The 19,932-nt window shown below is 60.9% G+C and carries 15 protein-coding genes; 8 read left to right on the top strand and 7 right to left on the bottom strand.

Translation table 11 applies throughout. From position 1 onward, the window contains the following. Positions 1-208: 208 nt before the first annotated feature. The 3 genes from J7548_RS02720 to J7548_RS02730 form a co-directional block, all read right to left on the bottom strand. Positions 209-403: a hypothetical protein gene (locus tag J7548_RS02720; protein WP_290969996.1), complete on the bottom strand. Its 195-nt coding sequence runs from the start codon at positions 401-403 to the stop codon at positions 209-211. A 444-nt stretch (positions 404-847) separates the two neighbouring features. Continuing rightward, positions 848-2,197 (bottom strand): ATP-binding protein, encoded by a 1,350-nt coding sequence (locus tag J7548_RS02725; RefSeq protein WP_290969998.1) that lies wholly within the window; start codon positions 2,195-2,197, stop codon positions 848-850. Continuing rightward, on the bottom strand, positions 2,173-2,835 hold the full coding sequence (locus J7548_RS02730) for a response regulator (RefSeq protein WP_290970000.1): 663 nt from the start codon (positions 2,833-2,835) through the stop codon (positions 2,173-2,175). The genes J7548_RS02725 and J7548_RS02730 overlap by 25 nt, the downstream gene beginning before the upstream one ends. A gap of 261 nt (positions 2,836-3,096) precedes the next feature. Between J7548_RS02730 and J7548_RS02735 the strand changes: the two genes are divergently transcribed. Further along, positions 3,097-3,720: an ATP-binding cassette domain-containing protein gene (locus J7548_RS02735; RefSeq protein WP_290970003.1), complete on the top strand. Its 624-nt coding sequence runs from the start codon at positions 3,097-3,099 to the stop codon at positions 3,718-3,720. Positions 3,721-3,722: 2 nt separating this feature from the next. Next, positions 3,723-4,517 carry an ABC transporter permease gene (locus J7548_RS02740; protein WP_290970004.1) on the top strand — a complete coding sequence of 265 codons (795 nt, stop codon included), beginning with the start codon at positions 3,723-3,725 and terminating at the stop codon, positions 4,515-4,517. A gap of 18 nt (positions 4,518-4,535) precedes the next feature. Here the strand turns inward: J7548_RS02740 and J7548_RS02745 are convergent, their stop codons facing one another. Continuing rightward, entirely contained in the window at positions 4,536-5,579 is a 1,044-nt protein-coding gene (locus J7548_RS02745; protein WP_290970006.1) for an ABC transporter substrate-binding protein, read from the bottom strand. Positions 5,580-5,965: 386 nt separating this feature from the next. Here J7548_RS02745 and J7548_RS02750 point away from each other — a divergent pair, with 386 nt between their 5' ends. From J7548_RS02750 to J7548_RS02765, 4 genes are all read left to right on the top strand, one after another. Beyond that, complete coding sequence (locus tag J7548_RS02750) at positions 5,966-7,141, top strand: hybrid sensor histidine kinase/response regulator (protein ID WP_290970009.1); 1,176 nt, start codon at positions 5,966-5,968, stop codon at positions 7,139-7,141. 14 nt (positions 7,142-7,155) lie between these two features. Further along, on the top strand, positions 7,156-8,175 hold the full coding sequence (locus tag J7548_RS02755) for an NrtA/SsuA/CpmA family ABC transporter substrate-binding protein (protein WP_290970012.1): 1,020 nt from the start codon (positions 7,156-7,158) through the stop codon (positions 8,173-8,175). 70 nt (positions 8,176-8,245) lie between these two features. Beyond that, positions 8,246-10,705 carry an ATP-binding protein gene (locus J7548_RS02760; protein ID WP_290970015.1) on the top strand — a complete coding sequence of 820 codons (2,460 nt, stop codon included), beginning with the start codon at positions 8,246-8,248 and terminating at the stop codon, positions 10,703-10,705. Between the two features lie 92 nt (positions 10,706-10,797). Next, positions 10,798-11,970, top strand: a complete 1,173-nt coding sequence (locus J7548_RS02765; protein ID WP_290970018.1) for a response regulator — start codon at positions 10,798-10,800, stop codon at positions 11,968-11,970. Positions 11,971-12,006: 36 nt separating this feature from the next. Here J7548_RS02765 and J7548_RS02770 read toward each other — a convergent pair whose 3' ends face one another. Both J7548_RS02770 and J7548_RS02775 read right to left on the bottom strand, forming a co-directional pair. After that, positions 12,007-14,538, bottom strand: a complete 2,532-nt coding sequence (locus tag J7548_RS02770) for an EAL domain-containing protein (protein WP_290970020.1) — start codon at positions 14,536-14,538, stop codon at positions 12,007-12,009. Positions 14,539-14,775: 237 nt separating this feature from the next. Then, positions 14,776-17,070: an NADP-dependent malic enzyme gene (locus tag J7548_RS02775; protein WP_290970022.1), complete on the bottom strand. Its 2,295-nt coding sequence runs from the start codon at positions 17,068-17,070 to the stop codon at positions 14,776-14,778. 385 nt (positions 17,071-17,455) lie between these two features. Here J7548_RS02775 and J7548_RS02780 point away from each other — a divergent pair, with 385 nt between their 5' ends. Next, entirely contained in the window at positions 17,456-17,737 is a 282-nt protein-coding gene (locus J7548_RS02780; protein ID WP_290970024.1) for a hypothetical protein, read from the top strand. Positions 17,738-17,797: 60 nt separating this feature from the next. Next, entirely contained in the window at positions 17,798-18,901 is a 1,104-nt protein-coding gene (locus J7548_RS02785; RefSeq protein WP_290970026.1) for a branched-chain amino acid ABC transporter substrate-binding protein, read from the top strand. Between the two features lie 9 nt (positions 18,902-18,910). On the opposite strand, the gene J7548_RS02790 is transcribed toward J7548_RS02785, so the two are convergent. Further along, positions 18,911-19,852, bottom strand: coding sequence for a LysR family transcriptional regulator (locus J7548_RS02790; RefSeq protein ID WP_290970028.1), 942 nt, complete (start codon positions 19,850-19,852; stop codon positions 18,911-18,913). Between the last annotated feature and the right edge of the window lie 80 nt (positions 19,853-19,932).

The raw sequence follows: 19,932 nt of genomic DNA on the forward strand, positions 1-19,932 counted from the left end.
TGCCGCCATCTGCCTGCAGCAAGACGACGGCCAGAGAATTCTTGGCGGGTCTTGCTGCTACAGCATCGGACGTGATTGCCGACAACTACAACAGTCTGGGCCAGTGTCCACGGAAGGACTCCATCAGTAAGTGGTTCAGCGCGCACCGGAGCATTGCCTGAAACGGCATGCCGGCGGCGGATTTGCGGCTAGGTTACGGCTATCTTGCTTACCAGCCGGAAGACGGTTTCACAGCCAACACGCCATGGGTGACGGCGTTGCCGCGTCCCGGATGCCGGGGCGCGCTGCGGCGGCCTTCGATTTGCGCATTCACGGACGAGGCAGACCAGCCGAACTTCCAGTTCGAGGGCTGGGCAGCCGGTTGCGCTGTGGTGGCCAGGTGGAAGGATTTGGATTTTTTCATAGCGATCCTCACGGTGAGAAACATTGTTGCCAGTCAGGACAAAGGATCGACCTTGCTTGCGCGAACCGGCTTCGCAAAGCAACAGCGACCGCGCAATAGGGACAACCGGCACTCCGGAAAAGGAATGCCCGCCGAACCGTGCGTGATCACGCAATGGAACCAACAGAAATGGGGAAGGACGACGGATGTCGTGGAAGACAAGCGCTACAGCCAGGATCGCGGCTGCGGCAGGAGGGGAACTGCGGAGCTCAGGCGATATTGGCTGGGGTCATGCCCCAAGTATGTAAGTGACTACTGCTACTGTCCAAGATCGAACTCCATGTTTTTTCGGTGCCCGGATGTTAGTTCCATATGCAAATCTGCGTCAAGGAAAAAGCATGGTTTCCGACATTATTTCGGCCGACCGTTGCTTTCCGCCCAAACCGAGGCTTTTCAGAAAGCAGGCTAAAGCTGGAATCTGACCGCCACGCTCAGGCCGGCATGCTGGCCGCTGTCGGATTTCCGGTTGGCGAAGACCACGCTGGCGTTGTTGCGGTCGGCGATCGCCTTGACGATCGCCAGCCCGAGCCCCGATCCGGATTCGCCGTTGCCGAGGATGCGATAGAACGGATCGAAGATGCGTTCCATCTCGTGCTCCGGAATCCCCGGCCCGGAGTCCTCGACCTGGACCGCCAGGACCCGGCCCTCCTGGCGCGCCCGCAGGCGCAGTTGCCCGCCGGCCGGGGTATAGCGGATCGCATTGTCGGCCAGGTTCTTGATCAGCATCAGGGCGTCGAACAATTGGCCGGTGAAGATGGCCGCGGGCTCGCTGTCGACCTCGACGTCGATGTTCTTGGCCTCGGCCGAGGGCATCAGGTCTTCCAGCACCTGCTTGAACACGTCTTCCATCGGGATGGTCGAGACTGGGGATGCCACGGTTTCCTGCGAGCGCGCCATCACCAGCAATTGCTCCAGCAGGGCGCGCATGCGCTGCATGCCGCGGCGCAGGTCGAGCATCCGCTCCTGCGCCGCCGCCGGCAATTCGATCTTGCGGATATTGTCGGCCTGCAGGGAGAGGGCGGTCAGCGGCGAGCGCAGTTCATGCGCGGCGTCGGCGACAAAGCGTTTCTGCATTTCCATCGCGCGCCGCACGCGCAGCAGCAGGGCGTTGATGGATGCGGTGAAAGGACGGATTTCACTCGGCACATTGAGGTCGTCCAGCGGGCTCAGATCGTTGTCGCGCCGTTTGTCCAGTTCGCTGGAGAGCTGCTTGACCGGCTTGAGCATGATGCGCGCCACCACATTGATCAGCAGCAGCAGGACCGGCACCAGCGCGATGAAAGGGAAGACGGTGCGCCATGCGCTGCCGTTGGCGATCTCGTCGCGCGCATCGGTGCGCTGGCTGACCACCAACCGGGCGCCATCGGGCAAGTGGCGGATGAAGATACGCCAGGTATAGAGATGGCCGTCCAGGTGCTGCACGCCTTCGGGAAGGCCGGCCGGCAGCGGCACCGTTTCATCGAGCAGGCGGATGCTGTCTTCGCCGTGCGCCAGCACCTGCACGATGACTTGCGTTTCTGGATCGTCGCTGGGCTCGATCTCCTGGGTGATGAGCAGGCCGGTATGCGGTTTCTGCTGCTGCATCAGGCCGGCGATCTGGCGAAGTTGGTCGTCCTGGAAGGCGTTGGCTTCGCGCAGCGCCCCGCGAAACGAGAAGTAGCCGCCGCCGGCCGCCGTGGCCAGGATGACGGCCGAAAGCCAGAACGAGAGCTGGGCTTGCAGGGAACCGGTTATTTTTCTTTTGAAACCATCCATCCCAGGCCCCTGACATTCTTGATGATGTGGTTGCCGAACTTCTTGCGGATGGCGTGGATCAGGTATTCCACCGCATTGCTTTCGACTTCCTCGTTCCAGCCGTAGATGCGGTCTTCCAGGTCACGGCGCGACAGGATCGCCCCCGGACGCTGCATCAACGATTGCATCAGGCTGAATTCGCGCGCCGACAGGCGCTGCGCGGTCCCTTCGAAGCGCATCTCGCGGCTGGTCGGATCGAGCCCGATCTCGCCGTTGCTCAGCACCGGGCTGCCGCTGCCGCCGCGGCGGCGGATCACGGCGCGCATGCGCGCCAGCAGTTCGTCCATTTCAAACGGCTTGATGATGTAGTCGTCAGCGCCCGCATCCAGGCCGCGGATACGTTCTTCCAGCGCGTCGCGCGCGGTGACGATCAGCACCGGGGTATCCATCCTGTTCTCGCGCAGGTGGCGCAGCACATGGAAGCCGTCCAGCCGCGGCAAGCCGAGGTCGAGCAGGACCAGGTCGTATTGTTGGGTGTTGACCGCGAGCTGGGCCGAACCGCCGTCGCCGACGCAATCGACCGCGTAAGCCGCGTCCCGCAACGCCTGTTCGGTCGCCGCTGCGATCATGCGGTCGTCTTCCACCAGAAGTACTCTCACCTTGCCTGTTCCCTAAGATTGTCAGTGTGCCTGCCGTGCCGCCAATAGTAGACCAATCGCGCGCCGCTACGCGAAACACGTATCTATTTGGCAGGTTTCGGAGACAACGCCAGCATACGATTGGCCATTCACGCCTGGCAGCATAATGGGCCAGACTTAGGGACGGCTGAGGTCGGGCCAATCGCCAATAGTGGGAAAATGCGCCTTAGAATGCCAACGATATCCAGCCGAATTCGAAGAAGGGCGCAAGTCGCCATCAGTATGGAAGCAAAACTCAAACAAGAACAGGTTCTGCCCGCCCGGATGGAAGCCGTCGGCGTGTGCTCCCCGGTGGTCGCGCCGGTGTCCTTCAGTGTTGTCGCCGGCCAGTGCCTGTCGGTGTCGGGCCGCTCGGGTGCGGGCAAGACGCGGCTGCTGCGGCTGGTCGCCGATCTCGACGAAGGCGGCGGCGATGTCATGCTCGACGGCGTCTCGCGCAGCGCTTTTTCAGCGCCGGACTGGCGCCGGCAAGTCCTGTACCAGAGCGCGGAACCGGCATGGTGGCGACCCAGCGTGGCCGCGCACTTCGAACCGGAAGAGCTGGAGCTGGCCACGCAATTGGCCGACCGGCTGGCCTTGCCGGCCGGCCGCCTCGAGGCGGACATCTCCCAGCTTTCCACCGGCGAGCGCCAGCGCGCCGCGCTGATCCGCTCCCTGGCCAAACGCCCCAAGGCGCTGCTGCTCGATGAGCCGACCAGCGCGCTGGACGCCGACAATGCCAGGCGCGTCGAAGCTTTGCTGCTGGATTGCATGAACGACGGCCTGGCCCTGGTGCTGGTGACGCATTCGCAGGAGCAGGCGGCGCGGCTGGCGGGCTCGGCCATCCTGATCGAGCCGAGGCGGTGACGATGGCGCCCCTGATGCTTTCCTCGACCGACCTGGCGCTGGCGGCCATCCTGGTGCTGTGCAACGGCGCGCTGTCGCTGGCGCTCGGCTTGCAGGTGCACCGGCCGCTGGCGATCGCCGCGGTCCGGATGGTGGTGCAACTGCTGTTGGTCGGGCTGGTATTGCGCTGGATACTGGAAGTCCGCTCGCCGCTGGCCACCGGCCTGGCGGTGGCGCTGATGGTGGTGGCCGCGGCCCGCGAAGTCGCGGCCAGGCCGCGCCGGCGCCTGCGCGGCTGGAGCGGGATGCGCATCAGCGCCATCGTGGTCAGCGCGGCTTCCCTGCTGACCGTGGCGCTGGCGCTGGCGACCGCGATCCGGCCCGCCCCGTGGTACGACCCGCGCTATGCGATACCGCTCATGGGCATTGTGCTGGGCAGCGTCCTCAACTCGGCCAGCATCGCGCTCGATGCCTTCCTTTCAGGCGTGCATGCGGCCGCGGCCGTGATCGAAGGGCGGCTGGCGCTGGGCGAGCCGAGAAACGAAGCGCTCAAGCCGCACGTCGTGGCTGCCATCCGCAGCGGCATGCTGCCGGTGATCAACCAGATGTCGGCCGCCGGCATCATCACGCTGCCCGGCATCATGACCGGCCAGGTGCTGGCCGGCATGGATGCGCTGGAAGCGGCCAAATACCAGATCCTGCTGATGTTCATCCTGGCCGGCGCCAGCGGCATCGCCGCCTTCGGCAGCGCCGTACTGGCCGCCTTGCGGATCACCGATGAACGCCATCGCTTGCGGCTCGACCGGCTCCAATCCTGATGTGACGGCTGGCTGTCGTCAGCTTCCGCCTTGCGCGTGGGCTTCGTCGAAGAAATAGTCCTTCCACGATGCCGGGCGGTGCTTGATCGCGCCCACATCGGCCAGGAACGCAGCCAGCTTGTAGGTGTTCTGGGGCTGCAGGGTGTACTGGACATCGGGCGAGGAAATGATCTCCTGCACGAAACTCACCGGCAGCTTCGAATTCTCCAGGCGGACATAGATGGCCGCGGCTTCGGCCTTGTTGTTGCGCACGAAGGCCAGGGCTTCGGCCAGGGCCTTCCGGAGCGCGATGAAGGTCTTGGGGTTGTCGCGCTGGAAACGTTCCGGCGCCCAGAGGATGTTGAGGGTGGCGGGGCCGCCGAGGATGTCGTAGGAGGTGGTGATCTTGCGGATGGCAGGATCCTTCAGTTCCTGGAACTGGAACGGCGGGCTGGCGAAGTGCGAATTGACTTCCGTCTTCCCCGACAGCAGCGCCGCCGCGGCTTCGCTATGGGGCAGGCTGACGGTCAGTTCATCGAAGTGGTTGAACTTGTCCTTGCCATACTTTTCGCTGGCGGCGATCTGCAATAACCGCGCATGCAGGGACACGGTCGTGGCGGGCAGGGCGATGCGATCCTTGGGGCTGAAGTCGCCGAGCGTCCTGACCGCCGGATTGCGGGTCAGCAGGTAGGTGGGCAGCGACCCCAGCGCGGCGATGGCCTTGATATTCTGCTTGCCGTAGGTGCGGTCCCAAACCGTCAGCAAGGGCGGCAGGCCGGTGGAGGCCACGTCGAGCGTATTGGACAGGATCGCATCGTTGATGGCGGCGCCGCCGGAAAGCTGCTTCCATTCGACTTGCGCCTGGATGCCTTCCTGGCCGGCGTATTTTTCGATCAGCTTCTGGTCGCGCACGACGTGCAGCAGGATATCGCCGACATCGTACTGGTAGGCGATGCGGATTTGCCCCTCCGCATGCGCCGCGCCTGCCGTGGCCAGCGCCAGCATGGCCGGCGCCAGGCGCTTGGCAAGGCGTGCAAACCAATGCCGCGGTTTCTTGTGGTGGTTCCGGTTCGATAACTGCATCCAGGGCTCCTCGATACCTGCCGCCGAACTCAGAATAAGTTCTCGCCGCGGCAGAGAAAGCCTGACATCGTATTGGCCTGGAAGCGGATGTCCAAAGAATGTTTACGAGGATACTTAGCCGTTTTTTACGCTGGGAAGAGAACCTCTTGCCAACGACAAACTGGATGCCAAGCCGGCCGCCAGTCGAGTCGTCGCAGCCTGTTGCAAACCGGCAATGGTAATGCGTGATGTGGTTCGACAATAGCCGGCGCCGGGCAATCTATTTCTCAAGGAAAATTTATTAATCGCGCTTCTTTCCCCCTTAATCAATCTCTGCGGCGGTGATAGTATGAAAGAAATTATTCCCACATAAGTATCAGGCCAGGCGACGGTTCTCCAGGGGGCATATGTCCAGATTCGTCCCGTCTTTGCGTATTGTTGTCGTAGACGACCAGCTCACGCACCTCAAGGCGTTGTGCGACATATTGGAACAGCACGACTTTGAGACAACCGCCTGTTCGAGCGGCGAAGCGGCGCTTTCCCGGCTTAGAGAAGATTCTTTCGATCTGTTGTTGACCGACTTGGCCATGCCCGGTATCGACGGTCTGGCCTTGATAGAGGCGGCGCGCGCATTCGATCCTTGCATCGCCTGCGTCATCATGACCGGGGCGGGCACGGTAGACACGGCGGTCAAGGCGATGAAAATAGGCGCGCTCGACTACATCATCAAACCGTTCAAGGCGGCCACCTTGCTACCCGCTCTGGAGCGGGCCGTCGAGTTCCGCCAGTTGCGGCTGCAAAACGTCAAATTGGAGGCTGCGCGCCAGGAGGAGGCGCGGGCCAACCAGGAGAAGTCGGCTTTCTTGTCCGGCACGAGCCACGAGTTGCGCGCGCGGTTGAACAGCATGCTTGGTTTTGCGCAGACACTGGCCAGTGGCCAATTCCCGAACGGTGAAAGCGACCGGCAGCGCTTCGCACAGAGCATTGTCCAATCCGGAAAGCGCTTGCTGTCGCTGGTCAATGAGATACTGGATCTGGCCCAGATCGAATCGGGCAAAGCGCCGCTGGTGATCGGCCCGGTGGCGTTGGATGCGGTGCTGCGCGAGGCCTATGCCATCGTCACGCCGCTGGCGCAGGCGCGCCAGATCGCGTTGGCGCCGCCGCCCGAATCCGGATTGGAGTTGTGCGCGGACCAGAGGCGGCTCAAGCAAATCCTGGTGAATCTGCTGTCGAATGCGATCGTATGCAGCCGCGAGCGCGGCGAAGTCAGCGTCAGCTGCGAACGGCAGGATGGCTATGGGCGTGTTGCCATCACCGATAGCGGGAAGGGATTAAGTCCGGCGCAACTGGCCACCATCTTCCAGCCTTTCGGCCTCGCCGGAGACGGGGATGGCGACGAAGAAGGCACCGGCCTGGCGCTGGCTATCGCCCAACGGCTGGCCGCAGCCATGCGCGGCAACATAGAAGTGGAAAGCCAGTTGGACGTGGGCAGTACCTTTCGTATCGCTTTGCCGCTTCAGGACGCGATGGCAAGCAAGCCTGTCAATCCCGACGCCATGCCGTTCAGCGTCGATAGCAAATAATTCCGGGAGCCGCCATGAAACATCCGGGCAGCAAAACCATGCTACTGCTGTCACTTGTCATTGTTCTCGTTGCCGGTATCGGTTTATGGCTTGGGTTGCGTTCGGCAGGCGGACCGCCGCCGGCGGTCGAGTCTATTACCATCGCGACCAACACCGACTATGTGGGCGCATGCCCGGTGATGGCGGCCCAGAGCCAGGGTTATTTTGCCAGCCATCAGCTCAGCGTGCAGTTGCGGCCTTACAGCAGCGGCAAGCAAGCCTTGGACGCGGTTTTGTCGGAGAAGGCGGATATGGCGACGGTAGCCGATATCCCCGTCATGTTTGCCGCGCTCAACGGCGTACCGGTCCAGGTGATCAGCACCATCTTCCGCACCGGGCAGGATCATGGACTGGTGGCGCGGCGCGACCATGGCATCAACCAGGGCAGCGATCTCAAGGGCAAGCGTATCGGCGTCACGCTGTCCACCTCGGGACATTTCGCCCTGGAAGTATTCCTCAACCGCCAGCGCCTCGACACCCGCGACGTACAGTTGCGGAACTATCCCCCCGATGGCTTGCTGCAGGCGCTCGTTAACGGCGAGGTCGACGCCGTCAGCGGCTGGGATCCGTTCCTGACCCTTATCCAGGAGCGGTTGGGAGCGGCTGCCTTGCGGTTCCCGGGGAAGGATATCTACGAAAGCATTTACAACATGGTGGCGCCAACGCCGTATCTGCAACAGCATCCGCAGACCGTCATACGGCTGTTGCAGGCGCTGGAACAGGGGGCGCAATTTTGCCGCACCAAGCCAGCTGCGGCGGCCGACCTCCTGCCCCGGCTCACGCCCGAGGGCAAGGCGGCGCTGCTGGCCGAATGGCCTTCGCATCATTTCGGGCTGGAGCTCGACCAGAGCCTGTTGCTGGTGCTGGAAGACCAGTCTCGCTGGGCGATCAAGGGCAGGTTGAGCCCCGTGAACACGGTGCCCAACTTTCTCGACTATATCTACGTGGATGGGATGAAGGCCGTCAGTCCCGCTGAGGTGACGATCATCAATTAGGGAGCCTTGCGTGAAAATCACCACTCGTCTCAAGCTCGCCCAGTTCTTATGCATTGTCTTGTTGGCAATCATGGCCGTCATCTTCGTTCGTACCACGCTGCAGATGCGCAATGAAGTGGCCAAGGCGGAGATCACCGGCGAGGTGCTGCGGGCGGCGGCCGGCTTGCGCCACCTGTCGCTGGAATATGTGCTGCATCACGAGACGCGCAGCCGCATGCAATGGCGGCAACGGCAGCAGTCGCTGCAGCGCCTGATTGCCACCAACGCAGGCTTCGACTCCCAGGATGAACTGGCGATACTGGACGATCTGCGCCAGCGCTTGCAGTCTATCGGCAGCCTGTTCAGCGAGTTGGAAGGAGTGCAAACAGAATTCCAGCGCACGCCGGAACGGCGTGAAATCCTGCTGGAACTGGAGGAGCGGCTCACCGGCCTGATCATGAACCGTGCGCAGAACATGATGTCGGGCGCCGAGGACCTGGCGCGTCTCAGCCGCGAAAACATCCTGGCGGCGCAGCGCGATCTGATGATTGCCGGCGCCGCGCTTGGCGGCTTGATCCTGCTCGTGGTGCTGGGCGCGATGGGCTTGACCATCCGCAGCGTGACGGCGCCGCTGTCGCGCCTGCACAAGGCCACCGAAGTGGTGGGCGGCGGCGGCCTGGATTTTGCGCTCGACTTGCGTACCGACGATGAAATCGGCAGTTTGGCGCGTTCTTTTGACCATATGGTCGAGCGCTTGAAAAAAACCACGGTCTCGCGCGATGAACTATTACAAGCCAACCAGGCCCTGCAGACGGAAGTGGCGGAGCGGCAGGCCGCCGAAGGCAAGGTCCTGGCCCAACTGACGCGGATGAGCCTGCTGCACCAGATCACCCGCTCGATCGGCGAACGGCAGGATTTGCGCAGCATCTTCCAGGTGGTGATCCGCAGTCTGGAAGACCAGTTGCCGGTCGATTTCGGCGCCATCTGCCTTTATGTTGACGGCGAACTGGTCGTCAGCGGCGTCGGCGTGCGCAGCTACGACCTGTCGATGGCGCTGGCGATGGGCGAGAACGCGCACATCGCGATCGACCAGAATGGCTTGTCGCGCTGCATAGCCGGCCAATTGGTCTATGAGCCGGACATCAGCGCGGTCAATTTCCCGTTTCCGCAGCGGCTGGCCAAGGCCGGGCTGGCGTCGATAGTGCTTGCCCCCCTGCTGGCGGAGAACACCGTATTCGGCGTGCTGATCGTGGCGCGCCGCCAGAAAAACGATTTTTCCAGCAGCGATTGCGAATTCCTGCGCCAACTGAGCGAGCATGTGGCGTTGGCCGCCAACCAGGCCAAGCTATATGCGACGCTGCAGCAAGCCTATGACGACCTGCACCAGAGCCAGACGCAAGTCACCAAGCAGGAGAGATTGCGCGCGCTCGGCCAGATGGCTAGCGGCATCGCCCACGACATCAACAACGCCATCGCGCCAATCGGCCTGTATGCCGAATCGTTGCTGGAGACCGAGCGTGGCCTGAGCGAGCGCGGGCGCGCCAACCTGCAAGTCATTGAGCGCGCCATCGATGATGTGGCGGCGACGGTGGCGCGTATGCGCGAATTCTACCGGCAGCGCGAACCGCAACTTACGCTCAGCACGGTCAATGTCAATCTGATGGTGCGCCATGTGGTCGACCTGACCCGCGCGCGCTGGTCGGACATGCCCCAGCAACGCGGCATCGTGATCGAGATACGGCAGGACCTGGGCGAGAACATTCCCGCCGTCCTCGGGGTCGAGGGCGAAATCCGCGAGGCGCTGACCAACCTGCTGTTCAACGCGGTCGACGCCATGCCCGATGGCGGCACGGTAACGCTGCGCACCCGTTATATCGAACACCTGGCCGACGGCGCCGGGCCGCATGTGCTGGTCGAAGTCAGCGACAACGGCACAGGCATGGACGAGGCGACGCAGCAGCGTTGTCTCGAGCCGTTTTTCACTACCAAGGGGGAACGCGGCACAGGCCTGGGACTGGCGACCGTATATGGCATGACCGAACGGCATTCGGCGCGCATCACCATCGAATCGCAACTGCACGTGGGCACTTCGGTCAAAATGTACTTTCCGGTGGCGGCGGTGGTGGCCGATGGCGCCGCCATCGCACCTTCGCCCAGGCCCACGTCGAGCCTGAAAATATTGATCGTGGATGACGATCCGACGCTGCTGGCGTCGCTGGGCAATATCCTGAGCGTCGATGGGCACGATGTCACGCAGGCCGACGGCGGCCAGGCCGGCATCGACCGTTTTTGCGCGGCCAACGCGGCCGGACAGGACTACGCGGTGGTGATCACCGACCTGGGCATGCCGTACGTGGATGGCCGCAAGGTCGCCGAGACGGTGAAGCGAATCGCGCCGGCGGTGCCGGTGATTTTGCTGACAGGCTGGGGGCAGCGGATGATTCCCGAAACCGGCGACGAGCCGGTGAATGTGGACCAGGTATTGAGCAAACCGCCGAAGATCCGCGAACTGCGCGCCGCATTGGCCAAATGCGTGGAGCGCCGGGCTTGAGCGCCGGGAGGCGCGCGTGACTTATCGGCCCGCGTCAAGCGCCAGGGCAGCATTGCAAACCGATCTCTACTTAAACTTGGTTGGGTGCCAGCATGCAACTTAAATCATCGCCATATGTCCCGCCGGATGCTCAACTTGACGGCGCAAGGCATGTTTCCAGTCCGAGCCGTGTCATTGTGGTTGACGATGAGGTTGCGCAGATGCGCGCATTGTGTGAAACCCTGGGCGACCATCACTATGAGGTCGAGGGATACTCCGCTGCCGGATCGGCCCTGGCGGCCCTGCGTGAAAGGCGTTTCGACTTGCTGCTGACCGACCTGATGATGCCGGAGATGGATGGCATCACTCTGTTGCAGGCGGCGCATCAAATCGATCCCGACCTGGTCGCGATCATCATGACCGGCGAGGGAACGATCATCAGCGCCGTGGACGCGATGAAGTCAGGGGCATTGGACTACATCCTCAAGCCCTTCAAGCTGTCTGTCGTCCTCCCGGTGCTTGAGCGCGCTCTCGGCATAAGGGATTTGCGGATCAAGAATGCCATTCTGGAAGCCCGTGAGCGCGAACACATGCTGGAACTGGAAGCCGCGCTCAAGGATTTGGAGGCCTTTTCCTATTCCGTGTCACATGATTTGCATGCGCCTGTGCGAATTGCGGGATCTTATCTGACGATGTTATCGGAGGATTTTTCCGAACAGCTTCCCGCCGAGGCGAGCCGCTTTCTCAATGTCGCCCAGCGCAGCATAGACCATATGAGGCAATTGGTTGACGACTTGCTGCGTCTGGCGCGGCTGGGGCGCCAGCCTTTGGCGAAGCGCCGGGTGAATATGGAGGCGCTGGTGCAGGAAGTGCTGGCGGAACTGCTTGCCACGGCGCCTGAACGCGAGATTGCCATTGAAACGGATGAACTGCCGGCTTGTGTCGGGGACGTCGGCTTGCTGCGCCAGGTCTATTTCAACCTGCTGTCGAATGCGCTGAAGTTCACCCGCGATCGTCAAGCGCCGCTTATCCAAATCGGCGCGCGCCCGGAAGATGGGCAATCGGTCTATTTTGTGCGCGACAACGGCGCCGGCTTCGACATGCGCTACGAAGCCAAGCTCTTTGCCGCCTTCCAGCGACTGCATAGCTCTGCTGAATTCGAGGGTTCAGGTATCGGCTTATCCATTACGCACAAGATCATTGAGCGCCATGGCGGGCGTATCTGGGGGGAGGGCGAGCCGGACCGAGGCGCCACCTTCTATTTCACTTTGCCGGCGGCGACTTGAGATATCCAGTTCAGGCCAGCAATTCTTGCGGCCTTGTCATCTCAACGTGGCTTCAAATTTCTCGAACGCGTCCGACACGATTTTTTCCAATTCATCGTTGTCCCAAGGTTTGACAAGAAACTTATAAACAGCCCCCTGGTTGATCGCTTGCGAGATGCTGTGGAGGTTTGTCTGGCCCGTGAGCATGATCCGTACCGCGTTGGGAAACATATAGCTGATCTTTTCTAAAAGATCGCTTCCCAAGACATCCGGCATTTGATGATCGGTCAGCACTACGCCGATTTGATGCTTGGCGAGAATTTCAAATGCCTCCGCAGCATGATTCGCCGTGAATATCTGATAGCCGGAACGGCCCAGTGCCCGCTTGATGGCCGATAGAATATTCACGTCGTCGTCTATCACGAGCAGGGAACGGGCGTAGGAGGGGCGGCGAATGATCTCCATTGGCAATGAAACGTCGCGCTCCAGCAGCGATGTGCAGTCGTCTGCCGGAAGAGGGGCGCTAAAGTAGTAGCCTTGGATTCTGTCGCATCCTTCGGCATGAAGCATTTTCAGCTGGCTGACCGTTTCGACGCCTTCCGCGATGACTTCCAGGTGCAGGCTCTTGGCGATGGCAATGATGGATCTGCAAATCGCCAAGTCTTGCGCATCGCCCACCAGGTCGCGGACAAAAGATTTATCAATCTTGAGGCGGCTGACGGGAAATTTCTTCAAGTAGCCGAGATTCGAATAGCCCGTTCCGAAGTCATCGATGGAGAGCGTGATACCGATCTTGCGCAAATGCACCATAATCGCGATGCTTTTCTCGGGATCGCTCATCGAGACGCTTTCCGTCAGTTCCAGTTCGAGATGCTGGGAGTCCAATCCGGATTCCGCGAGAATCTGGCCGACCAATACCTTGAGGTTCTTCTCGGTAAATTGCATCGCAGACAAGTTGACGGCAATGGTCGCCGGATTAAGTCCCTTCTCCTGCCATGATCTGCATTGCTTGCACGCCGCGCGCAATACCCACTCTCCCAGGGCCAATATCAAGTCAGACTCTTCCGCCAATGCGATGAATTCGCCGGGCATCAACAGCCCCAGTTCAGGATGCTGCCAACGCACCAGGGCCTCGAATCCGTCGATCCGGCCATTCTTCAAGGAAACCTGCGGCTGGTAATGCAAAACCAGCTCGTCTCGCTGTATTGCTTCTCGTAATTGATTCTTCAGGATGTGGCGTTTGGTAATCTCCTGATTGAATTCAGGGGAATAGAACTGGTAGTGGTTGCGCGCATCTTCTTGAGCCAGATGCAAGGCCACTTCGGCAAAATGGGGGAGGGATTCGGTGTTATTGCCATCATTGGGATACAAGGCAATCCCGATCTTTGGAAGAAGATGGATATTCTGTTGTTCAGGAATCGAATACGGCTTTTCCAGTATTTGGAGAAGATCCTGGACGATGGTATCGATGTCGCTTTTCTTCACCTCTTCCAGCAAAACCGCAAATACGCCATCCGAATACTGGGTGACCGTTGCTTTCCCCGGCGGTCTCCATGCCTGCAGGCGTTGCGTCACGGCGATTGTCAATGCGAGGCCGGCCTTGGCGCCGAAGACATCCCGGATTTGATCAAGCCCGTTCAACTCGGCCAACATGAGTACCACCACTCCGCCATGAGAATCATGGCGGCGAATTGCCTGCTCCAAGCGATCCCGTAGAACTACGCGATTGGGCAATCCGGTAATGTGGTCGAAATAGCTGAGCCGGTAAATTTTCTCTTCCGCCTCCTGCCATTCCGTAATGTCGATTCCGCTAAGGACGAAGATAGTCTTGAAGTGACGGTCCTCAAGGATGCTAAGAGAACAAAGAATTGAACGCACCCGGCCATCGCGCGCCAGCCATTGGCTCTGGTACTGCATCGGAAAGGCCGACCTGTCTCTTCGCTGATAGCGGTCCTTCTCACTTTGCCTCTGGGAAGAGGGGAAAAATATATCCCAGAAACAGAGCCCCAGAATATCCTTGCTCGCGTACCCCGTGGACTTTTCTCCGGCTTGATTGAACCGGAGGATTTTCCCCTCCGTGTCCAGCATGACGCCTACTGCGCCCGCAGTGTCAAAGACGGTGGTAAGCAAGTTACTTTCCGCAAACAGTATTTCTTCAGTTCTTCTTCGTATTGCGCGTTCGTGGGATTCTTGAAGCGCGCGGCGTACCGAGGAGGGCAGGCGGGCGATGTTGTTTTTGAGAACATAGTCGTAGGCGCCGAGCCTTAATGCCTGAATCGCAAGTTCCTCGCCTATGGTGCCGGAGACAAAGATGAAAGGAACATTGGGAATTTTCTCGTGCGCAATTTTCAAGGCTGTCATGCCATCGAAACCGGGCAGCGAATAGTCACACAGAATGATATCCGCATGGCTCTCGACAGCCTTCAGGAGGGCGGCCTCGCTACTGACTTGTTCATACGTCGCCTGCAGGCCGGAACGTCTGAGTGCTTCATGCACAAGTTCCGCCTCTTCTGGGACGTCTTCGACATGAATAATGCGGAGGTTTTCTTCTGAATACGAGGGAGGATCGGAAAGGGGCGCTGTATACATAGACTCTTTGCCTAAAGTAAAGACTGTCCAGACTCATGTATCCATCCGCGAAAACCCTGCCGTTATGGCAGGCCGCTAAATTCCATGTTATTCCGATAAAAAGATAATGACAACCTGATCCCGCTCGCCCGCATGCCGGTGAGCGAGCTGAAGCCGCGGTGCGGCTGGTGATTTGATAGAAAGCAGAAGAGCCGGCGTACTAGGCCGGCTCTTGTTGGCGGTTGGCGGCAAGAAAATTTACTTATCGATCGCCTTGGCCGCGGCCAGCGCCGTCATGTTGATGACGCGGCGCACCGTGCTCGATGGCGTGAGCACATGCACCGGTGCCGCGGCGCCCAGCAGGATCGGCCCGATCGTGGTGCCCTGGCCGCTGCTGGTCTTGAGCACGTTGAACAGAATGTTGGCGGCATCCAGGTTGGGGCAGACCAGCACGTTGGCCGAACCGGTCAAGGCGCTGTCGGCCATACCCGCATTGGCGCGGATCTTTTCCGACAGCGCGGCGTCGCCGTGCAGCTCGCCCTCGGATTCGATATTCGGCGCCATCTTGCGGAAGCGCTGGTGGGCGTCGGCCATCTTGCGCGCGGAAGGGCGGGAAGAGCTGCCGTGGTTGGAGTGCGAGAGGAAGGCCACCTTGGGCGGCACGCCGAAACGCTGCACTTCGTCGGCCGCCGCCAGCGCGATGCGGGCGAGCTGTTCGGCGTCCGGGGTGTCGTTGACGTAGGTGTCGGTAATGAACAGCGTCTGGTCGGGCAGCAGCACCGCGTTGAGGGCGGCGAATTCCTGCGCGCCTTCCTTCAGGCCGATCACGTCCTGCACATGCGCCAGGTGCTGGTCGTAGTGACCGTCCAGGCCGCACAGCATGGCGTCGCCGTCGCCTTGTTTGACCATCAGCGCCGCGAACAGGCTGCGGCTGCCGCGCACGGCGTCTGCGGCGGCTGCCAGCGAGAGGCCGGCGCCGGCCGGGGTGCTTTGGTATTGCTCGGCGTACTGGGGCAGGCGCGGATCGTTTTCAGGATTCACGCACTGCACGTTCTGGCCCAGCTTGAGGCGCAGGCCTGCTTTCTTGACGCGGGCTTCGATGACGTCCGGGCGGCCGATCAGGATGGGCGCGGCCAGCTTCTCGTCGGCCGCGAACTGCACGGCGCGCAGTACGCGCTCGTCTTCGCCGTCGGCATAGACCACGCGCTGCGGCGACAGCTTGGCGGTGTTGAAGACCGGTTGCATGAACATGCCGGTCTGGTAGATGAAGCGGGTCAGCTCTTCGCGATAGGCGGCGTAGTCGGCGATAGGGCGTGTGGCCACGCCGGACTCTTGCGCGGCCTTGGCCACGGCCGGGGCGATCTTCAGGATCAGGCGCGAATCGAAGGGGGTGGGGATCAGGTAGTCGGGGCCGAACACCAGTTCCTTGCCGGGGTAGGCTGCGCTGACTTCAGCGCTGGTCTCGGCCTTGGCGAGGTCGGCGATTTCGCGCACACAGGCCAGTTTCATGGCTTCGGTGATCTTGGTGGCGCCGCAGTCGAGCGCGCCGCGGAAGATGTAGGGGAAGCACAGTACGTTGTTGACCTGGTTCGGGTAGTCCGAGCGGCCGGTGGCGATGATGCAGTCCGGACGCACCGACTTGGCCAGCTCGGGACGGATTTCCGGCTCGGGGTTGGCCAGCGCCAGGATGATCGGCTTGTCGGCCATGGTCTTGACCATTTCTGCGGTCAACACGCCCGGCGCCGAACAACCGAGGAACACATCGGCGCCATTGACCACGTCGGCCAGGGTGCGGGCTTCGGTCTTGACCGCGTAGCGCTGCTTGGAGGCATCCAGGTTGCCGGGGCGGCCTTCGTAGATCACGCCCTTGCTGTCCACCATATAAACGTGTTCGCGCTTGACGCCCAGGCCGATCATCACTTCCACGCAGGCGATCGCGGCCGCGCCGGCGCCGGAGACGGCGATCTTCACCGAACCGATGTCCTTGCCCACCAGTTCCAGGCCATTGAGCAGGGCGGCCGAGGAGATGATGGCAGTGCCGTGCTGGTCATCGTGGAACACCGGGATGTTCATGCGCTGGCTGAGCTTCTGTTCGATGTAGAAGCATTCCGGGGCCTTGATGTCTTCCAGGTTGATGCCGCCCAGGGTCGGTTCAAGGGAGGCGATGATCTCGACCAGCTTGTCCGGGTCGGTCTCGGCCAGTTCGATGTCGAAGACGTCGACGCCGGCGAATTTCTTGAACAGGCAGCCCTTGCCTTCCATCACCGGCTTGCTGGCCAGCGGCCCGATGTTGCCCAGGCCAAGCACGGCAGTACCGTTGCTGACCACGGCCACCAGGTTGCCGCGCGAGGTGTAGTCGAAGGCCTTGAGCGGATCGGCCTCGATGTCCAGGCATGGATAGGCGACGCCTGGCGAATAGGCCAGCGACAGGTCGCGCTGGTTCGACAGGGGCTTGGTCGCGCGCACTTCGATCTTGCCGCGCGTCGGGGTGCGGTGGTATTCGCGTGCGGCGTCACGAAGGAGTTGCTCTGCGGCGGAAAGGTTATGTGTCATGGTCTTGATGAGGTGTAAGAAGCGTAATAAGGAAGGCGGAGCGCCGGCGAAATGCGGAGGGATAGGGCCCGATGCTAATACATCAGGCCAATCGAAGAAAGAGCGCGGGCCCCGGACTCAATGGGCCGGCCGAGAAGTCGGCAAACGATTCCGGTTCCGCGTAGGGATATAAAAGCGATCTCATTGTGGAGACATATTACGCCCGAAGTGGCGGATATTGTTATTGCTTTTTCTTTATACCCCATGAAAGAAATTTGACTTTCTCCGGATCGCCTGGAGACTTTGCAAAAGCACCGCAGCAAAACAGTCATGGAAAAGATTTCTCGCATGAGAACCTCCGAACCCCTCCTATAATCAATTCCTGTCATCAACAAAAAGAAATAACATGAAAGATCCAAACAAGAACAATATCCCTTTGTACTTCGACGCGGGGCGTTCCATTTTTAATGTGGTTACCTGGGCTCTTTTGAATTTCCTGGTTTTGCTTCTGGTTTCTTTATTCGTGGGGCTTTATTTCAAGGTGCAAAAGGGGATCTCCACAGATGCCGATGTGGCCAGCGCGTTCAAGATTGCATTTCTTGTACTGATTCCGTTAAATTGGTTCTACTGGAAGACAAAAATGAAAGACGGGAAATGGAGATATCTGTTTTACCGTGATTGGAAATAAAGTCGGCAAAGGGGGGCGAGCGTGGCGATCCGGAGCGGGTGCTTGGTACTGGGAGTCATCTTGGCGGCAGGGGCCTGCAACGTTCAGGCCGATCCGCGGACCGTGCTCATTGGCCTGGCGGCGCCGATGAGTGGCTTATCGGGCAACATTGGCGTGAGCCTGGAGCGCGCTTCAGAGCTGGCGATCAAGGATATCAATGAAACCAAACCGGTCATCGGCGGCGAACCGGTGGTTTTCAAGTTGCTGCCGCTGGATGACCGCGCCGATCCCCGCACCGGCGAATGGATCGCCGACTACTTTGTCAAGAGCAAGGTAGCCGCCGTCATTGCCCACTGGAACAGTGGCGTCGGCATCCCCGCCTCGAAGATCTATGCCGCCGCCGGCATTCCCCACCTCTCGCCGGGCGTGACCGCCCCGGCCTTTACCCTGCAAGGCTTCGAGACGACCTTTCGCCTCGTTCCCCACGATGGCGACGGCGCCCGGCTGACCGCCGAATACGTTCTGAACGAGCTGAAGGCCAGGACGATCGTCGTCATCGACGATCGCACCGTGTTTGGCGCGACCTATGCCGCGGAATTTGAAAAGTCGGTGGCGGCATTGAACGGCAAGGTCTCCGCCCACTACAGCATCAGCAGCAAGTCTTCGGACTTCAACCAGATCCTGCGCCAGGCCAGCGCCCTGAACCCCGATGTGCTGTTCTTCGGCGGCATCGATGCCCAGGCCGCCCAGCTCGCGCGCGACATGCGCCGCCTGGGCCTCACGGCGTCGCTGGTCACCAGCGATGGGGTGGTGGGGCAGACTTTTCTCGATATCGCAGGGCCTGCCGGGGAGAATACGGTTGCGATAGAGCCGGGGCGGCCGTCCTATAAAGGCCCCCAATGGGCCCGTTTCCAGAGCGCCTGGAAGGCCAGATACAAAGAAGAGATCTACCTTTACGCGCCGTTTGCCTACGATGCCGTGCGCGTTGTCGCGGCAGCCATGAACAGCGCGAACTCAACGGACACGGCCAAGGTGACGGCGGAACTGCACAAGATCCGCTACCAGGGCATCAGCGGCAATATTGCCTTCGACAAAAAAGGGGACCTGACAGAGCCCGTTTTCACGATATACGCCGTGAAGAATGGCCGGTGGCGCGCAGTCAGGACCATTGGCGGGAAGGAGTGAGCCTTCCGGCTAGGATGCCTTGCGCTTGGCCGGCCAGGATGCCTCAAGCGTGTTGCGCAAGCCCGGCGCCTGCTCGCGGATGTAGTCCCACAGCAGGTTTGCGACCGGCCCATGCGCCTGGTCGCGCCGCCGCGCCGCGACCAACTCCTCCGTACGGCCCGGCAGGTAGCGCCCGGTAATCGCCAGCAGCTCCCCGCGCCGCAGCTCCTCATCGACCAGAAAACGCGGCATGTGCCCCCAGCCCATGCCTTGCAAAATGATTTCCTTCTTCATCAACTGGTCGGCCACCGTGCACTGGTGCGCTCCCTCGATCATGAAATAGTCGCGCGGCGCGGAATGGCGCGCCGTATCGCGGATGACGCATTGCGTGAAATCGCGCATCTGCTCCGGCCGGATCGTGTGCGATACCGGAAAGGGCAAGAATCCCTTGGCCACCACCGGCACGAACGGCACCTCGCAAAGGTCCACCCACTCCAGCCGCGCGTCGCTCTTGTCCACGCCGTGCAGGATCAGGTCGGCGTCGCCGTCAAAGAGGCGCTCCCAGGGGCCCGTGATGGCTTCGAAATGCAGATGCAGACGGGTGCGCGGATGGTTCATGAAGAAGCGGCTGAGCAGGGCGAGCGTCTGCGGGCGTGGACACAAGTCGCCGATCACTACGCGTAATTTGGTTTCCTCGCCCATCGCCAATTGTTCCGCATGCGTACGCAGTTCTTCCATTTCGCGCAGCAAGGACTGCGCCCGCTGGTGGAAAGAATGCCCGGCATCGGTCAGGCTGACCCGATAACCGCTGCGGTCCAGCAGGCTCAGGCCGAGTTGCCGTTCCAGCTTCGCGACGGCGGCGAACACGGCGGGATGGGAACGATGCAGGGTTTCCGCCGCGGCCTGGAAGCCGCCGGCCTTGACCACCGTATCGAAGCATTGCAGGTCGTGCAGCGTAAAGGGATTATTCATGTCAATTTTTATTACATTGAATATCCAATCTTTATAATATTTATTTTCAGACGCCGCAACTAAGATCCCCTCCATGGCAC

The sequence above is a fragment of the Herbaspirillum sp. genome (assembly GCF_017744395.1).
Classification (GTDB): domain Bacteria; phylum Pseudomonadota; class Gammaproteobacteria; order Burkholderiales; family Burkholderiaceae_D; genus Herbaspirillum.